The 15,460-nt window shown below is 37.4% G+C and carries 18 protein-coding genes and 1 pseudogene; 5 read left to right on the plus strand and 14 right to left on the minus strand.

Annotation, left to right across the window (positions count from 1 at the left end; all coding sequences use genetic code 11):
• Positions 1 to 33: 33 nt before the first annotated feature.
• The 3 genes from AA0X71_RS13425 to AA0X71_RS13435 form a co-directional block, all read right to left on the minus strand.
• On the minus strand, positions 34 to 267 hold the full coding sequence (locus AA0X71_RS13425; RefSeq protein WP_413355811.1) for a DUF896 domain-containing protein: 234 nt from the start codon (positions 265 to 267) through the stop codon (positions 34 to 36).
• Positions 268 to 407: 140 nt separating this feature from the next.
• Positions 408 to 1,064 carry a recombinase family protein gene (locus AA0X71_RS13430; protein WP_413355812.1) on the minus strand — a complete coding sequence of 219 codons (657 nt, stop codon included), beginning with the start codon at positions 1,062 to 1,064 and terminating at the stop codon, positions 408 to 410.
• Between the two features lie 12 nt (positions 1,065 to 1,076).
• Positions 1,077 to 1,391: a LysM peptidoglycan-binding domain-containing protein gene (locus tag AA0X71_RS13435; protein WP_413355813.1), complete on the minus strand. Its 315-nt coding sequence runs from the start codon at positions 1,389 to 1,391 to the stop codon at positions 1,077 to 1,079.
• 156 nt (positions 1,392 to 1,547) lie between these two features.
• On the opposite strand from AA0X71_RS13435, the gene lexA reads away from it, so the two are divergent.
• On the plus strand, positions 1,548 to 2,171 hold the full coding sequence (gene lexA, locus AA0X71_RS13440) for a transcriptional repressor LexA (protein ID WP_413355814.1): 624 nt from the start codon (positions 1,548 to 1,550) through the stop codon (positions 2,169 to 2,171).
• 405 nt (positions 2,172 to 2,576) lie between these two features.
• On the opposite strand, the gene AA0X71_RS13445 is transcribed toward lexA, so the two are convergent.
• The gene (locus AA0X71_RS13445; RefSeq protein ID WP_413355815.1) at positions 2,577 to 2,927 is read right to left on the minus strand and encodes a DUF4183 domain-containing protein; all 351 of its coding nucleotides are present in this window, start codon (positions 2,925 to 2,927) and stop codon (positions 2,577 to 2,579) included.
• 153 nt (positions 2,928 to 3,080) lie between these two features.
• Between AA0X71_RS13445 and AA0X71_RS13450 the strand changes: the two genes are divergently transcribed.
• A complete protein-coding gene (locus tag AA0X71_RS13450; RefSeq protein ID WP_413355816.1) occupies positions 3,081 to 3,461 on the plus strand; it encodes a DUF4183 domain-containing protein in 381 nt (126 codons plus the stop codon).
• A 108-nt stretch (positions 3,462 to 3,569) separates the two neighbouring features.
• Here the strand turns inward: AA0X71_RS13450 and glnA are convergent, their stop codons facing one another.
• The 4 genes from glnA to hflX form a co-directional block, all read right to left on the minus strand.
• Positions 3,570 to 4,904, minus strand: coding sequence for a type I glutamate--ammonia ligase (gene glnA / locus AA0X71_RS13455; RefSeq protein ID WP_413355817.1), 1,335 nt, complete (start codon positions 4,902 to 4,904; stop codon positions 3,570 to 3,572).
• Positions 4,905 to 4,972: 68 nt separating this feature from the next.
• Positions 4,973 to 5,383 (minus strand): MerR family transcriptional regulator, encoded by a 411-nt coding sequence (locus AA0X71_RS13460; protein ID WP_019152682.1) that lies wholly within the window; start codon positions 5,381 to 5,383, stop codon positions 4,973 to 4,975.
• A gap of 149 nt (positions 5,384 to 5,532) precedes the next feature.
• Positions 5,533 to 6,804, minus strand: coding sequence for an aminotransferase class I/II-fold pyridoxal phosphate-dependent enzyme (locus tag AA0X71_RS13465; protein ID WP_413355818.1), 1,272 nt, complete (start codon positions 6,802 to 6,804; stop codon positions 5,533 to 5,535).
• Between the two features lie 15 nt (positions 6,805 to 6,819).
• Positions 6,820 to 8,106 (minus strand): GTPase HflX, encoded by a 1,287-nt coding sequence (gene hflX / locus AA0X71_RS13470; protein WP_413355819.1) that lies wholly within the window; start codon positions 8,104 to 8,106, stop codon positions 6,820 to 6,822.
• Positions 8,107 to 8,320: 214 nt separating this feature from the next.
• Here hflX and AA0X71_RS13475 point away from each other — a divergent pair, with 214 nt between their 5' ends.
• Entirely contained in the window at positions 8,321 to 8,971 is a 651-nt protein-coding gene (locus AA0X71_RS13475) for a trimeric intracellular cation channel family protein (protein WP_413355820.1), read from the plus strand.
• A 50-nt stretch (positions 8,972 to 9,021) separates the two neighbouring features.
• Here AA0X71_RS13475 and spoVK read toward each other — a convergent pair whose 3' ends face one another.
• The 3 genes and pseudogenes from spoVK to miaA form a co-directional block, all read right to left on the minus strand.
• Positions 9,022 to 9,966, minus strand: a complete 945-nt coding sequence (gene spoVK, locus AA0X71_RS13480; protein ID WP_413355821.1) for a stage V sporulation protein K — start codon at positions 9,964 to 9,966, stop codon at positions 9,022 to 9,024.
• Positions 9,967 to 10,270: 304 nt separating this feature from the next.
• A pseudogene (gene hfq / locus AA0X71_RS13485) lies at positions 10,271 to 10,514 on the minus strand (RNA chaperone Hfq).
• Positions 10,515 to 10,540: 26 nt separating this feature from the next.
• Complete coding sequence (miaA, locus tag AA0X71_RS13490; RefSeq protein WP_413362605.1) at positions 10,541 to 11,446, minus strand: tRNA (adenosine(37)-N6)-dimethylallyltransferase MiaA; 906 nt, start codon at positions 11,444 to 11,446, stop codon at positions 10,541 to 10,543.
• Positions 11,447 to 11,852: 406 nt separating this feature from the next.
• Between miaA and mreBH the strand changes: the two genes are divergently transcribed.
• Positions 11,853 to 12,860, plus strand: coding sequence for a rod-share determining protein MreBH (gene mreBH, locus AA0X71_RS13495; protein WP_413355822.1), 1,008 nt, complete (start codon positions 11,853 to 11,855; stop codon positions 12,858 to 12,860).
• Positions 12,861 to 12,927: 67 nt separating this feature from the next.
• Here the strand turns inward: mreBH and AA0X71_RS13500 are convergent, their stop codons facing one another.
• The 3 genes from AA0X71_RS13500 to AA0X71_RS13510 form a co-directional block, all read right to left on the minus strand.
• Positions 12,928 to 13,260, minus strand: coding sequence for a hypothetical protein (locus AA0X71_RS13500; RefSeq protein ID WP_413355823.1), 333 nt, complete (start codon positions 13,258 to 13,260; stop codon positions 12,928 to 12,930).
• Between the two features lie 109 nt (positions 13,261 to 13,369).
• On the minus strand, positions 13,370 to 13,819 hold the full coding sequence (locus tag AA0X71_RS13505; RefSeq protein ID WP_413355824.1) for a hypothetical protein: 450 nt from the start codon (positions 13,817 to 13,819) through the stop codon (positions 13,370 to 13,372).
• A 376-nt stretch (positions 13,820 to 14,195) separates the two neighbouring features.
• Entirely contained in the window at positions 14,196 to 14,774 is a 579-nt protein-coding gene (locus AA0X71_RS13510; RefSeq protein WP_413355825.1) for a DUF6944 family repetitive protein, read from the minus strand.
• Between the two features lie 340 nt (positions 14,775 to 15,114).
• Here AA0X71_RS13510 and AA0X71_RS13515 point away from each other — a divergent pair, with 340 nt between their 5' ends.
• Positions 15,115 to 15,273, plus strand: a complete 159-nt coding sequence (locus AA0X71_RS13515) for a hypothetical protein (protein WP_413355826.1) — start codon at positions 15,115 to 15,117, stop codon at positions 15,271 to 15,273.
• The last annotated feature ends 187 nt before the right edge of the window (positions 15,274 to 15,460 follow it).

The raw sequence follows: 15,460 nt of genomic DNA on the forward strand, positions 1-15,460 counted from the left end.
AAGGAATACAGCTTTTTGTATTCCTTAAAAAATTTAATGTAATTTGTTTTTATTTTGATACTCCTTCAGCTTGTTAGGAGTAACATCATTTCCTTTTGGATCAATAATCGTAACACCTTTTAACGTATTTAACATTGATGAACGAAAAGTCTCCAAATATTCCTTCCTGAGCACGGACTGTTCTTTCGCTTCTTCCGCTGTTAAACTCTCTTGCTTTGCCTTTTTAGCCAATTCATTAATCCTAGCCAACTTATCTTTTGATAGCATAGTTAAGCTCCTTTTTTCTTGATCGAGTATATGGATACTTATATGATTATTGTATTTATAGAAAGATTTGAATGATTCTACTTCACAAACTAAGTAAGTTTCATATTACAAGAATCTATAAACGATTACAAGAAAAGAGCCTAATCCTCTGGCGTAATTGTTTTCTCCATATATTCCTTATATCTACGATGAACAGTTGCTTTTGAAACAGGGTATCCGAACCCTCTTAATGTAGCAGCGATTTCTGCAAAAGTTAACTCATTTCGGCGTAAGCGAACAATTTCTTCTATTGGTACTTCTAGTTTTTCTCTACCGCTATTAGAACCAAGATTTTTAAGATTCCTTTGAGGCTCATATCCATCTTTAATGGCTCTCTTCATACCTCTTTTAATCTTAATATTATGTAATTTTCTCTGATACTCTTCGACCATGCCAACGATTTGCAAGACCATTGAATCTGATTCTGATATTTGTAGTTCTCCATTATGAGCGATCGTATATAAAGTTACGTTCTCTTTCATAATGCAATGAAGGAGGGCGATTTTTGCATTTCCCCTTCCAAGTCTCGTCTCATCTTGAATAAGAACCGCTTTTACGTCTTTATCTTTTATGAGCGAAAGCAGCTCTAATATTCCATCCCGCTCATAATCATAACCACTAGCTTTTTCCTTTATCACTTTAAGCACATCAAATTGATATTGTGCTGCTAAGCTGAGCAATTCTTCTTCCTGTCTCACAATTGATGTTTCTTGAGTATCTTTTTTTGTACTAACACGACAATAGATAATAGCTTTCATCATACTTCCCTTTTATTCCGTTTCTCCACTACTAGCAATATACAATCTATCCTTTTTGACAGGAATGACGATAGAGTCCCCAACATATAATGCATCGTCTATTTCATTTGCTTGCTTAACCCAATTAATAAACTCTTTGGGTGAAAGCTGATGCTCTTCAGCATATGTTTTAGACAACTTCCATAAGGAATCTCCTTCCTCAACCTTTATCGATAAATAATCTTCCTCTATAGAAGTTGGTGATTTATCTGCCAACATTAATGTTAAAACACAACTTAAACCGATTAAAATAATAGCATAACAATATTGATTCCATAATTTTTTCATTTTTTCCACTCCTCAAATTAAGAATGTATGTTCGTTGTTAAATTCATTATAATACGAACATTTGTTTTTAGTCAACAAAAAATTCGAACTTATGTTTGTACCAGTTGGAAATACATGCTATAATCAAAGCAAGAAATAGAATTCGAGGTGTGTAATATGGTAAAGCTATCAAAAAGACAGCAAGATATTCTTGAATTTATAAAAGATGAGGTCAAATTAAAGGGATATCCACCATCCGTAAGAGAAATCGGTGAAGCTGTTGGCCTCGCATCTAGCTCAACCGTTCATGGGCATTTAGCTAGACTTGAAAGTAAAGGGCTTATCCGCAGGGACCCAACGAAACCACGTGCAATAGAAATCTTAGAAGCTGATGAAGAAGCGAATATTCCAAAAAGTAGAGTAGTAAATGTACCAGTAGTAGGGAAAGTAACAGCAGGATTACCTATCACGGCAATTGAAAACGTTGAAGAATACTTCCCATTACCTGAGCGCTTTGCTGCTGATGATGAACATGTATTTATGCTCGAAATTATGGGTGAAAGTATGATTGAGGCAGGAATTCTAGACGGAGATTTCGTTATTGTGAGACAGCAGCAGTCTGCTAGTAACGGAGATATTGTTGTAGCAATGACGGAAGAGGATGAAGCAACGGTCAAACGTTTCTTTAAGGAAAAGGATTATATTCGTTTGCAGCCTGAAAACTCAACAATGGAGCCTATTATTTTAAGAAATGTTTCCATTTTAGGTAAAGTAATCGGTGTTTATCGTCACATACACTAAAATTATCAATCTCGTAAAAGCAGGTGCTCCTGCTTTTTTTCTTTTGTTCTTAACGAATGAAATTCTTTAGAGTGTACATATTAAGAGAAAAGAACTTTTGAAAGGACTTCACATATGGGCAATCTCATTTCTCAATTCCTAATTAGCTTCATTTCCTCCTCACTCGTGATGAAATATAACTTAAAATGGCATCGAAAAATCATCTTTATGTTCACTCCCCTTTTTATCCTTTTTGCATTATTTCAAACTGAATATATGATCATGCGGATGAAGGATATGGCTGACCACGATAATAAGTAAGCATGATATTTCTAATTCATCCTTCATACTCAGTTCCAAACTTGTCCTAAGTTTAAGAAACTCATTTTTCAAAACAATAAGAAGGCGAATCATTTTCAATATACTTTAAAATGTAAACATTTGCAGGATGACTGGGGCACCTTTAGGTGGTACGTCTTCTGTTTTTAACTCAATTTCTCCATTTAGGACTTCATAGTTTTCTTTAGGTTGCAATACTCCGTTAATAAAAAGATTCATATAAGAAACTTTTGAAGGATCTAAAATTACTTGTCTTCCTATTTCCACAATTCCATCTTCCTCTTTAAAAATTTTTGAATATCCATCGGAAACTGCAAAATATTCATATACTTTCACTTTTTTAGGAACACGATGGAATGACTTAATGGAAGGCACAGTCGGTATTGTTAAATAAGGTTTTGATGAATTTCTAGAACAAGTACGCTTTTTAGATACCATTCATTAATCACTCCTTCCTTATTTCTCTCCTCCCCTCAACATTATATAAATTTGTCCTGAATCGGTGCTTGGACTTATATGATTTACCTTTTAGTTTAGTCAAGAAATGATTTGATGCATAACATGCTAGAAAAGAAGAAAGGAGAGTTGATCATGCCTCTACAAATTATGAAACTTGCCATTACTGCTGATTCAACGATTGGTACTTTTCCAACTGTTGAAAGATTTTTCAATGAAGCTGATGCTCAAGTAGTAGGTGAAGGTACCTTAACCATTGCTGTTGAAGATTTTTGGACTGATACCGGATTAGATGCCACTGAACTTCCAGAATTAGTTGCTGATAACAGTTACATTAATGTATATGTGAACGGTGTGCTACAAATGGATGACCTAATTGCCTATACTCCAGGTGGTACAGGAGTAGGACAATTGGTCATTACCGTTCCCGCTGATTCAACAATTGAAGAAAGTTCTCCTATTGTCTTAGTTGTTACAAACTTTGCTCCAATAAGCGATACAATAATTACCACATAATTAAATGGAGACCTCTGAAAAAAATTCAGAGGTCTCCATCTAGTAGATTCATAATTTTACGCTAACAAAAAACCCTCAATACCTATGGTATCAAGGGTTTTCGATTGATTAATACATTGACATGTATTGCTCTCTTTCCCATGGATGAACTTGTGTACGGAACATATCCCATTCAATTTCTTTTGCTTCTAGGAAATGCTCTAGTATATGCTCTCCAAGAGCAGCTGTCATTGTTTCATCTGCTTTAAGTTGATCTAGTGCATGAGCTAAAGTTGCTGGTAAATCAACGATACCTTCTTCGATACGCTCTTCTCTAGACATAACGTAGATGTTGCGGTCTACTGGAGCTGGAGGAGTTAAGTTGTTCTTAATTCCGTCAAGACCAGCACTTAGAAGAACAGCCATTGCTAAGTATGGGTTAGCAGATGGGTCTACACTTCTTACCTCAACACGAGTGCTTAGACCACGAGAAGCAGGGATACGAATTAATGGTGAGCGGTTTCTAGCAGACCATGCAACGTAACAAGGAGCTTCATAACCAGGAACTAAACGCTTATAAGAGTTAATTGTTGGGTTTGTTACGGCTGTAAATGCTGGTGCATGCTTAATGATCCCAGCGATAAATTGACGAGCAGTATCACTTAGTTCTAAGTTTCCAGAAGGATCATAGAATGCATTCTCGCCATTTTTAAATAGTGAAACGTTGCTGTGCATTCCAGAACCGTTTACACCGAATAATGGTTTTGGCATGAATGTTGCATGTAAACCATGCTTACGAGCAATTGTCTTTACTACTAGTTTAAAAGTTTGGATTTGGTCACAAGCCGTGATAGCATCTGCATATTTGAAATCAATTTCGTGCTGACCAGGTGCTACCTCATGGTGAGAAGCTTCGATTTCAAAGCCCATTTCCTCTAATTCTAGTACGATATCACGACGACAGTTTTCCCCTAAATCCGTTGGAGCTAGGTCAAAGTATCCGCCAGAATCATTTAATTCTAGAGTTGGCTCACCTTTTTCATCAAGCTTAAATAAGAAGAATTCAGGCTCAGGTCCAAGATTAAAATCTGTGAATCCTAGCTCTTCCATTTCTTTTAAGATACGACGTAAGTTATTACGTGGATCACCTAAGAAAGGAGTCCCATCAGGATTGTATATGTCACAAATTAAACGAGCAACTTTTCCTTTTTCAGCAGTCCAAGGGAAGATAACCCATGTATCTAAATCAGGATATAAGTACATGTCAGATTCTTCGATACGAACAAATCCTTCAATAGAGGAACCGTCAAACATCATTTTATTGTCTAACGCTTTTTCTAGCTGACTGATCGGAATCTCAACATTCTTAATTGTTCCTAAAATGTCAGTGAACTGTAGACGGATAAACTTTACGTTTTCCTCACTTGCCAATCGTTTGATATCATCTTTTGTAAACTTTGCCATTCTACTTCCTCCCTATTTTCACTTCTTATTGACAAATCTCAGCTAAAATAAATATTGAGAAATGCCTTTTATGACTTAAAAAAGCGAGACATATCTCCTTGACGAAGGGAAGAACGATTGAAACGACCAGCTTGCATCATTTCACTTCTTAAAATCTTCCTCAATTCATCATCAGATAATTCACGTCTTACTTTTTTAGCTTCCTTTTCCATCTCCTCAGTTACCACTTCTTTCTCTTTAACAGAGAAAAGTTGTTTGATTCCAGCAAGATTAACCCCTTGATCAATTAGATCTTTTATCTCAAGCAAAAGGTCAATATCATTCAGAGAAAACATTCTCCTATTGCCTTCTGTCCGAGCTGGAGAAATCAATTGATGTTCTTCATAGTAGCGGATTTGCCGAGCAGTTAAATCAGTTAATTGCATCACAATTCCTATTGGAAATAGTGGCATCGTACGACGAATTTCACTTCCGCTCATGCGATTTTCTCTCCACCTTTCTATCATGCTTTTATTATAAGTAATGTTAGTTTTTCTGTCAACAGATGTTAGGTTATATTACATGATTTTTTTAAAATTTATTTTTCTCTTATTTTTTTGGGCTATTTTCCTAGTGTTTTTCTCACCATCTATTCTATAATGAGCAGTTTCTTTTCTAATAAATGGTTTAACGCAATACTAATAGCCATTTTGACATGGGAATATGTTAGTCCCCCTTGAACATATGCCACATACGGTGGACGAGTCGGACCATCAGCTGTAAGCTCGATACTTGCACCTTGGATAAACGTTCCTGCCGCCATGATCACATCATCTTCATAGCCTGGCATATAACTAGGGTATGGTGTTACATGCGAATTAATCGGAGAGGAAAATTGAATCGCTTGGCAAAAGGCGACCATTTTCTCCCGATCATCGAACTGGACAGACTGTATTAAATCTGTTCGCGGAGCATTCCACTTTGGATTCGTATTCATCCCCAGCTTTTCCAGTGTCGCTGCTGTTAGAATCGCTCCCTTTAAAGCTTGTCCGACAATATGCGGAGCCATGAAAAATCCCTGATACATTTCTTGCAGACTATAAAGAGATGCTCCTGCCTCTCTCCCTATCCCAGGAGAAGTAAGTCGATACGAACAGGCTTCAACCCATTCTTGTTTCCCTACTATATAGCCACCGGTTTTCGCAAGGCCACCACCTGGATTCTTGATAAGCGAACCAGCCATTAAGTCTGCGCCAACATGACATGGCTCTATATCTTCTACAAACTCTCCATAACAATTATCAACAAAAACGACGACATTCGGATTAATTTCTTTAACAAAATCAATCATTCCCTTTATTTGCTTCACTGTAAAAGATGGACTATTCGCGTAGCCTTTCGAACGTTGAATGCCGATCATTTTCGTACTAGTGTTCATCGAAGCTATAATCGAAGGATAGTCCACATCCCCCTTTGAAGTTAAAGGAATACTATTATACGAAATCCCGTATTCTTTTAGTGACCCTACTCCATTTCCCCTTATGCCGACAATTTCTTCAAGAGTGTCATAAGGCTTTCCTGTTATATAGAGAAGCTCATCGCCAGGTCTAAGGACACCAAAGAGAGCAATTGAAATAGCATGTGTACCTGAGATGATTTGTGGTCTTACAAGTCCCGCTTCACCTCCTAATACCTCTGCGTAAATCTCTTCTAATGTATCTCTACCAATATCATCATACCCATATCCTGTTGTCGGGATAAAATGAGAATCACTAACACGGTGTTTTTGAAAACTAGAGAGAACACGAAATTGATTACGGTCGATTCGTTCATCAATCTCTTTGTGTAAATCTTGCACCTGTGTCTCGACTTCTCTTATAACTTTTTCTAATTGATCCCCAAATGTTAATTGCTGAAACATGCTGTTCTCCTTCTATCATGAAATATCATTTTTTACCTTCGTTTTAATGGAATATTTATGAAGCTGGCCAAGTATTTGATGGTCTGTTAAACAATAACCTTTGCAAACGTATACTTGTTTTTCCTCATCAAAGTTAAGCTCCCTTAGAATCGTCTCGTTCTTCAGTTGTGATAAGAGCCTTCCTTCCGTTGAAGGTACCTCAACATGATAGATCTCCATCGATTTCAGGACAATCTGTTCGATCTTTTTCTTTAATGAGATCCGATCTTGCTCGTCAAACGCACTGATAAGAATCGTATCCGTTTTCGCTGTCGGGACGAAATTCCCATGCTGCATATCTCTTTTATTGTACACCGTTAGTTGTGGAATTTGCTGTACTTCTAAATCCTCCAATAACTTATGGACAGTTTGCTCATGTTGAAAATAATCTTCATTAGACATATCGACAAGATGGAGAATTAAATCGGCCTCCCTTACCTCTTCAAGGGTAGAGCGAAAGGATGCGATTAAAGTTGTCGGCAAGTCTTGAATAAACCCTACTGTATCAGTTAAAAGGGTCCCAAACCCACTTGGTAAAATCATTTTCCTTGTCATCGGATCGAGAGTCGCAAATAATTGATTTTCTTCAAATGATTCGGCTTCTGTCAAACGGTTGAATAATGTTGATTTTCCAGCGTTTGTATAACCCACTAAGGCAATTTGGAAAACCTTATTTTTTTTGCGTCTTTCACGATAACGATCACGGTGCTGAACAATGACACTAAGCTGAGTCTTAATATCATCAATTCTTCTACGAATATGGCGACGATCACTTTCTAGCTTCGTTTCACCAGGGCCCCTTGTACCAATACCAGCTCCTAGTCTTGATAGCTGAAGCCCTTGTCCACCTAGTCTTGGGAGCAGATACTGAAGCTGGGCAAGCTCGACCTGCAACTTGCCCTCCTTAGAACGGGCTCTCGTTGCAAAAATATCTAGAATCAATTGTGTTCGATCAATAATTCGCCCTTCGAGTTCAGCAGATAGATTTCTCACTTGACTCGGTGACAGCTCATCATTAAATATAATCAGTTCGGTCTCGAGCTCCTCCTCAAGCGCTTTCAACTCAGCAACCTTGCCTTTTCCTATGTATGTAGATGGATGAATCCGATCTCTCTTCTGAATTAATTTTGCCACTACTTTTCCCTTTGCGGTTTCAGTAAGGGATTCTAACTCATCCATCGAATATTGATAGCGAAGATCATCTTCCGTCGTTTGACAACCTACGATGATCACTTTTTCAATGTTTGTTTCCTTATCCAACAAATAGTTTCCTCCTATTTTTCAGTCCTATATTAAAGAGTACTTTAAGCATATATTTAGTAAAGAATACACTTCGACTTCATCATATCAAAAAATATAACGTAACACGAATTTGTAAGAAATATTTCTTGAACAAATACCTTTCTAAGGGAACATCTTCCATGTTAAAATCATATTGTTTTGCAATGCGAATGACAGCTTAGAGGAGAATTCAATTATGACTTGGGAAGTATTAAGTATGATCGGAACCGTCGCCTTTGCGATCAGCGGTGCCATTATCGCGATGGAAGAAGAGTATGATATTTTAGGCGTTTATATATTGGGGATAGTGACCGCCTTTGGTGGAGGAGCGATTCGCAACTTACTGATAGGGGTACCGGTTTCTGCTTTATGGGAGCAAGGGCTATTTTTTCAGATTGCCCTTTTGTCCATTACTATCGTGTTCCTATTTCTTAATAATTTACTGAAACTATGGCAAAGATGGGGCAATTTCTTTGATGCGATCGGCCTTTCTGCCTTCGCTATCCAAGGGGGGATCTATGCAGTAGAAATGGAATTGCCATTAAGCGCCGTTATTGTCGCAGCTGTTCTTACTGGAAGCGGTGGTGGAATTATCCGAGATTTACTTGCAGGGAGGAAACCTCTCGTGTTGAGCACTGAAATCTATGCCGTCTGGGCCATCCTTGCAGGAATCGCCATTGGGTTAAAATTAACCGTTTCTTCCTTTGAGCTGTATGCCTTGTTTGTCGTTATCACTGTTTTACGGGTATTATCCTATTCTTACAATTGGAAGCTCCCGAAACGTTTAGATATAACGAATAGTGCTTTGAAATTTGCTCATTCAAAAAATCGCAACATCAACGGTTAGACCTGTTTTCATTCATAGAAGGCTGACTCGTAGCAAGAGTCAGCCTTCTTCTATTCATCTAGTATTAAATCATTACTGCGAATCGTCATCAGATCATGACGATCAAAATGGATTTGCATGAGCAGTCGCATGGACTGAGCACGAATCGATTTTTCGATCACGTTTCGCATATACCTTCCATTAGAAAAACCCGTTATATTTAACGAAGTCTTGATCCAATATAAATGGTCACGTAACCTTTTCTCTGCCTCATGACTGAATGTATACTCTTTTTCGCGGAGCATCTTATCGCCAATTTCCATTAATTGATCGATCGTATAATCTGGAAAATCAATAACGAGTGGAAAGCGAGAATATAGACCAGGATTTAAGGTTAAAAATTGCTCCATCTCTCTTGAGTAGCCAGCAAGAATGAGGATGAAATCATGCTGCTTATCTTCCATATGTTTCACCATCGTGTCGATCGCTTCTTTACCAAAATCCTTCTCACCGCCACGTCCTAAGCTATATGCTTCATCAACAAACAAAATGCCACCCATCGCCTTTTTGATCAGATCTCGCGTCTTTTGAGCTGTGTGACCAATATATTCCCCAACTAAGTCTGCTCTTTCTGCTTCAATTAGATGACCTTTAGAGAGAACATTCATTTTTTGAAAAAGCTTGCCAATCAACCTTGCAACCGTTGTTTTACCCGTCCCAGGATTGCCTTTAAACATCATATGGAGAGCCTGTTTTCCAACTTTCAACCCTTCTTCTTCTCGCTTTTTATTAATGTATATCCACGCATAGATTTCCTTTATCGTTTTTTTCATTTCTTCCATTCCAACTAGTGTACCAAGTTCCTCTTCGATTTCCTTTAAAGCCGCATGTTCTTGCGGTATCGTCTTTGGAACCACTGCTGCATCTGGCAACTCTTTCGCAAGTGTTTTTCTTTTTTGTGAATTAAGTACAATGCTGATCTGACCGTTATTTTTCATACGAAAAGGTTGGTCCAAAGCTTTCACCTCACATTTCTACAAGCTGTTTTCTCTAGATGATTTCAAATAAGATTCGATGTTGGATGAATCGGCCATGTTTACAATAAAGCACAGCTTCTCCAAATAAAAAGAGTGACTTACCATCATCATACTCATGAAACTGATTTTTCGTGACAAATGCCTATTTTTAAGTCTTAGTAAAAAGGTTAACTATACTATATGTATTCATTACAAACCTATTTCATTAAAGTTTTTCACAAAAACCATACAACAACAAAAAGACTCACTTCATCGATGCTGAAGTGAGTCTTTCTTACCCTATTTATGATGATTGTGCTGGATTATCTAAATCAATTTGCACATTTCGTTGCGGTGCAAAGGTTGAAATCGCATGCTTATAAACGAGTTGTTGTTTGCCTTCTGATTCAAACAAAACAGTGAAGTTATCAAAGCCTTTTATTTGTCCTCTTAATTGGAAACCATTTAGTAAAAAGACTGTGACACTGCTGCCGTCCTTACGTAATTGGTTTAAAAATTGATCTCTGAATATTAATGGATTGTTTCATCATGGGATCCTCCTCTTTTATCTCTATTAATATGTATTCGATTTTATTTCTAGCTTTCCTTCAATATACGTGGAAATTTCCGCAATTTTTTTCTGAAATGTTGCGTTTATCGTCACATCTGTCATATCGAACCACTGAACATCCATTTTGTTACGGAACCACGTCAGCTGTCGTTTTGCATAGCGACGAGAATTTTGCTTTAATTGTTCAACAGCTGAATCCAACGGGGTTTCCCCATCGAAATATTCGTATAACTCCTTATAACCAATTGCTTGAATGGAGCCACAGTCTCTAAGACCAGAATCATACAACCCTTTCACTTCTTCCAAAAGCCCCTGTTCCATCATGATATTCACTCTTTTGTCAATCCTTTGATATAGCTGTTCTCTTTCCATCGTTAAGCCAATTAATGCCGTGTCATAACATAAATCTGGAGTTTGTTTTTCCTGAAACTCAGGACTGGTCTTGCCAGTACAATGGAAAATTTCGAGTGCTCTTATCACTCTACGAAGATTGTTCGGATGAATGCTTTCAGCTCCAATTGGGTCCACTTCAAGAAGTTCTTCGTATATCACTTCTTTTCCTTCTCTTTCCGCTCTTATTTCGAGATTTCTGCGAAATGTTTCGTCTGATGGAACATCTGAAAACTGATAATCATGAATTACTGATTGTATATACAAGCCTGTACCACCAACAATCATCGGCAGCTTTTGACGACTCGTAATTTCATTGATTTTTTCTCGAACGAGCGATTGAAACTCAGCAACAGAAAAGGATTCATTCGGCCATTTAATATCAATTAAATGATGGGGGACTCCCTCCATCTCCTCAGTTGTTATTTTTGCGGTGCCGATATCCATTCCTTTATAAATTTGCATTGAATCACCGCTGATAATTTCTCCATTGAAGCGCTTGGCCAATTCAATACTCATTTTCGTCTTTCCTACAGCAGTAGGTCCGATTAATACAAGGACTTTCTCTTTACTACTGTCCACTTACTCCACGCCTTTACTATCCATTTGTGTTGTATATGCAGAAGAACTGCTAATTATCATCGTAACACATTTAAAGGCTATTTTCTTCAATTGTAATATTTTTTAACAAATATGTAGATTAAATTTTGTATGCTCTTCAAATCCCTCAAACATTCAACATTTATCAAGTATGTCCAAAAATATCCAGTCTATTCAGACACACCAGTTAATTTACAAATATTCCATTTAACATTACAATTCCTTAACGATTCGATAACAACCCCCTAAATCGACATCTTCCATGCTAATTTATATAAAGACATACTCAAATAGACATAAACAACTTGAATAGGTGGGAAAATAAATGCTTTCAGCAAATGAAATAGGAATTGATTTAGGAACTGCAAATATATTAGTCTATAGCAAACATAAAGGTATTACCTTAAATGAACCTTCTTTAGTGGCTGTTGATGTGCGTACCAAGAAAATTATCGCCTTCGGTCATGAAGCAAAAGAGATGGTTGGAAAAACACCTCAAAACATTCGTGTAATTCGTCCTCTCAAAAATGGAGTAATTGCAGATTATGATGTTACAACAGAGCTTCTTAAAATCATTATGAGACATGCCATTAATAAGTCAGGGGTAAACGTAAGAAAACCAAATGTCGTCATCTGTACACCTTCAGCAGCAACGAGTGTAGACAAAAGAGCGATCCAAGATGCGGCACGGAACGCTGGGGCAAAGCAGGTCTTTTTAATAGAAGAACCTGTTGCTGCTGCAATCGGTTCAGGACTTCCAGTTGATGAACCTGTTGCCAATATGATTGTTGATATCGGCGGGGGTTCTACTGAAGTGGCCATCATCTCCTTTGGTGGTGTGGTCGCGTGTCAATCGATAAATATCGGTGGCGATCGACTTGATGAAGAAATTATTCAATACGTTCGTAAAAGCTATAATGTTCTAATTGGAGAAAGAACAGCAGAGCAAGTGAAAATGGAAATTGGGTATGCGCTAGTGGACCATCAAGAATTAAAGATGGAGGTACGTGGGAGAGATTTAGTTACAGGTTTACCGAAAACGATTACTCTATCATCCTATGAAATTCGGGAAACATTGAAAGAATCATTGCTCCATATGCTTGAAGCCATACGTGCTACATTAGAAGAGTGTCCAGCTGAGCTTAGCGGAGATATCGTTGATCGAGGAGTTATTTTAACTGGTGGAGGCTCTCTATTAAATGGAATGGAAGAATGGCTCAGCAAGGAAATTTTTGTGCCCGTTCAACTCTCAGAAAATCCACTAGAAGCTGTTGCACTAGGAACAGGCGAATCATTAAGTATCATGAAAAAACTTCGCCAAGCTGCGAAATAAATAAACATAAAAAGAGGTTGTATAATTTTAAGCGATTATACAACCTCATTATACATATGCAGTATCATTAACGACCTTGGTGTCCATGATGTCCACCATGATGATTGTGACCAGGGTGATGGTGTCCACCTTGTCCGCCATAGTATCCACCACTACCAGCACTACCGCCTAAAAGAGCTCCTCCGAGTAGCCCTGCACCGAAACCAAGCAATCCTGCTCCAGCTCCTGGATAACCATAACCAGCTGGATATCCAGCGTAAGGTCCGTACCCTGGACCATAACCAGCTCCGTATCCAGGACCGTAGCCATAGCCAGCACCTGGATAACCATAGCTACCTGGAACATTGTAGCCATATCCGTATTGTCTTGAATCGTCTTTGCCCTTATATTGTTTCGTCAAAATATTACCTCCTCTTCGATGAAGTTAGTCCATTATATGAACGCTTCGTTAAAAAGGGAAGCTGTGGACAAGCTAAATGGGCCATATCCTACTCCCATTCTTTTCCTCTCTATGATTCAACCGTTTTTCGTCTCAACTTATTAAAATAAATAAAAATCGGTAGTGGGATGACAATAAAACCTAGACTTTTAATAATTTGGTTTTTTGCATTATTACGTTGCCTTTCTTTATCATCCTCTTTCAGCTGTTCATACTCTGCCCGTAGCTGTTCCTCTGATATTTGCACCGGTGGTTGTCCCTCAATTTTTTCGCCTTCTCTCATCATCTTGAAATCTGTGAACGTCTGATAATAAGTAGGTGGACTAACCAAATCAGCCGTTGCCATAAAGATCGAAATTCCTCCTCCAATTACCATCATTAAAGTCGCAAATAGGACCAGATACACATACAAATGCCGAATCACACTTTCACCCCCCTCTTTACTTTTTGATACAGCAACAATAATAAAAATAATGAAGACTGCTATGATAAACATAGGTAGCAATGATAACAAAAACATAAAACGATAACCACCTCCTCATTTATTACTATATATGACAGTTTTATAACTTTCACATAAAATATTGTCATTATGATGATATTTCATATGTCTAGCACTCATCAACTTTTATAAAAGGAATCTTCTATGGAGCACTGGCAGCATTTATAGGTGAACCGATTGCCATTTGGTTAGATTTATATGAACCTCTAGATTGGAAAAGCATTTATTCATTTCTTATTTATGTTGTGTTGGTCGGACTATCTAACCAAATAGCTAAAAGTAAAATATTTACTTAAAAAAACAAAAAAAGTAATTCTATCATCCCTCTTATTAATTTGAACCCTTCTCATAATTAAATCGTATTTATGGAGGCACTTAAAAGTGTTTCTAGTATTTATTCATTAATATAAATTTGTTTTTCTTGTAGCTCCTCCTGAATCTGCCCAACGAGTGAAATTACACTGCCAGTAGCCTGTACCCAGCTTCCCACAACTACATTTTGGTTATGTTCAGAATTATAGTCATATAGCGTCTGAATGCCACCTATTGCCTGTAAAGAGTTCCCAATACCTTGTAACATTCCGCCGATAATAATCTCCATTCTTCCATCTTCTGTTCGATCAAAAAATTCATCGCTAAGCCCTACGAAACTTCCTAATGCCTGTAACCAGAGTCCAGCAATAATTAACCTTTGCTCCGAATCTTTATCAGATGTGGAAAAAAGCAACATTCCTGATATAACAGTTGAATTTCCTGTAGACTGGATTTGATCCCCAATTTTTTCAAGTGAAAATGTACCTTGACCATCAGCAGATAATCCACTGCCTATAGCTTGGAATACATTTCCTATCAATCGACTTTGAAAATTTTGCTTTTGACTTAACCCAAAATCAGGTGTACTACCGATTGCTGCTTGTATAGTCCCAATTGTTGAAATAAGCGCTCCCATTATTTCCTGCACATTACTTTTCATTTACTAACCAATCCATTTATTTTGATTCTATTTATTGTATTAAAGTCCTTCTGATTGGTTCCTATTGAACTTCGCTCACAACAATGAGCGGGATTAGATGTTCATTCAGAGACATTTGTAGCCTATGTATTGCTTGATGATCAGACGGAGACATAAAAGAGATTGAAAGACAAAAGATCTATTCTGCCTTCTATAATGGTTAGACGAAGAAGAAATCACTTATATTGCAATGGAAAAGGAGTCTACTGGAAACCTGTATAAAATATTTTAGAAATTCTTCGTTATTGAATATTCTTCAACTAAATATGCAATCTATATTGTGTATTGGAGGTGAATATATTTGTCAGATCAAAACAAGAAGGAACAACAAAAAACTAAACAAGCCGCTATTACTCGACAAGGTTCAGGTTCCGAATATCACAGAAAACATGCGGGGAATGTTGAAGGTTACGGTCAACCACACCCTGTTGATGGTTCAAGTAATGAATCAAATAACTGATTAATCCAGTATAAGAGTGAATCAAAAAATTGGTTCACTCTTTTAACATGGAATATGTTCGAAATAAATAGCACACCATAAGAAAAAATGGAGGTGCTACCAATGCTAGTCAATTTCTTTAGAATATTTAATGCAATTGTTTTATGGACGATTGTGATCTCTTTTTCTTCCAAAGCAATCCTTAAAA

The sequence above is a fragment of the Robertmurraya phoenicis genome (genome assembly GCF_047302285.1).
Classification (GTDB): domain Bacteria; phylum Bacillota; class Bacilli; order Bacillales; family Cytobacillaceae; genus Robertmurraya.

What these genes read in the sequence shown, in the direction of transcription:
- AA0X71_RS13425 (WP_413355811.1), bottom strand. Translation starts at nt 267, where the DNA reads ATGCTATCAAAAGATAAGTTGGCTAGGATTAATGAATTGGCTAAAAAG.
- AA0X71_RS13430 (WP_413355812.1), bottom strand. Translation starts at nt 1,064, where the DNA reads ATGAAAGCTATTATCTATTGTCGTGTTAGTACAAAAAAAGATACTCAA.
- AA0X71_RS13435 (WP_413355813.1), bottom strand. Translation starts at nt 1,391, where the DNA reads ATGAAAAAATTATGGAATCAATATTGTTATGCTATTATTTTAATCGGT.
- lexA (WP_413355814.1), top strand. Translation starts at nt 1,548, where the DNA reads ATGGTAAAGCTATCAAAAAGACAGCAAGATATTCTTGAATTTATAAAA.
- AA0X71_RS13445 (WP_413355815.1), bottom strand. Translation starts at nt 2,927, where the DNA reads ATGGTATCTAAAAAGCGTACTTGTTCTAGAAATTCATCAAAACCTTAT.
- AA0X71_RS13450 (WP_413355816.1), top strand. Translation starts at nt 3,081, where the DNA reads ATGCCTCTACAAATTATGAAACTTGCCATTACTGCTGATTCAACGATT.
- glnA (WP_413355817.1), bottom strand. Translation starts at nt 4,904, where the DNA reads ATGGCAAAGTTTACAAAAGATGATATCAAACGATTGGCAAGTGAGGAA.
- AA0X71_RS13460 (WP_019152682.1), bottom strand. Translation starts at nt 5,383, where the DNA reads ATGAGCGGAAGTGAAATTCGTCGTACGATGCCACTATTTCCAATAGGA.
- AA0X71_RS13465 (WP_413355818.1), bottom strand. Translation starts at nt 6,804, where the DNA reads ATGTTTCAGCAATTAACATTTGGGGATCAATTAGAAAAAGTTATAAGA.
- AA0X71_RS13475 (WP_413355820.1), top strand. Translation starts at nt 8,321, where the DNA reads ATGACTTGGGAAGTATTAAGTATGATCGGAACCGTCGCCTTTGCGATC.
- miaA (WP_413362605.1), bottom strand. Translation starts at nt 11,446, where the DNA reads ATGAGTATTGAATTGGCCAAGCGCTTCAATGGAGAAATTATCAGCGGT.
- mreBH (WP_413355822.1), top strand. Translation starts at nt 11,853, where the DNA reads ATGCTTTCAGCAAATGAAATAGGAATTGATTTAGGAACTGCAAATATA.
- AA0X71_RS13505 (WP_413355824.1), bottom strand. Translation starts at nt 13,819, where the DNA reads ATGTTTTTGTTATCATTGCTACCTATGTTTATCATAGCAGTCTTCATT.
- AA0X71_RS13510 (WP_413355825.1), bottom strand. Translation starts at nt 14,774, where the DNA reads ATGAAAAGTAATGTGCAGGAAATAATGGGAGCGCTTATTTCAACAATT.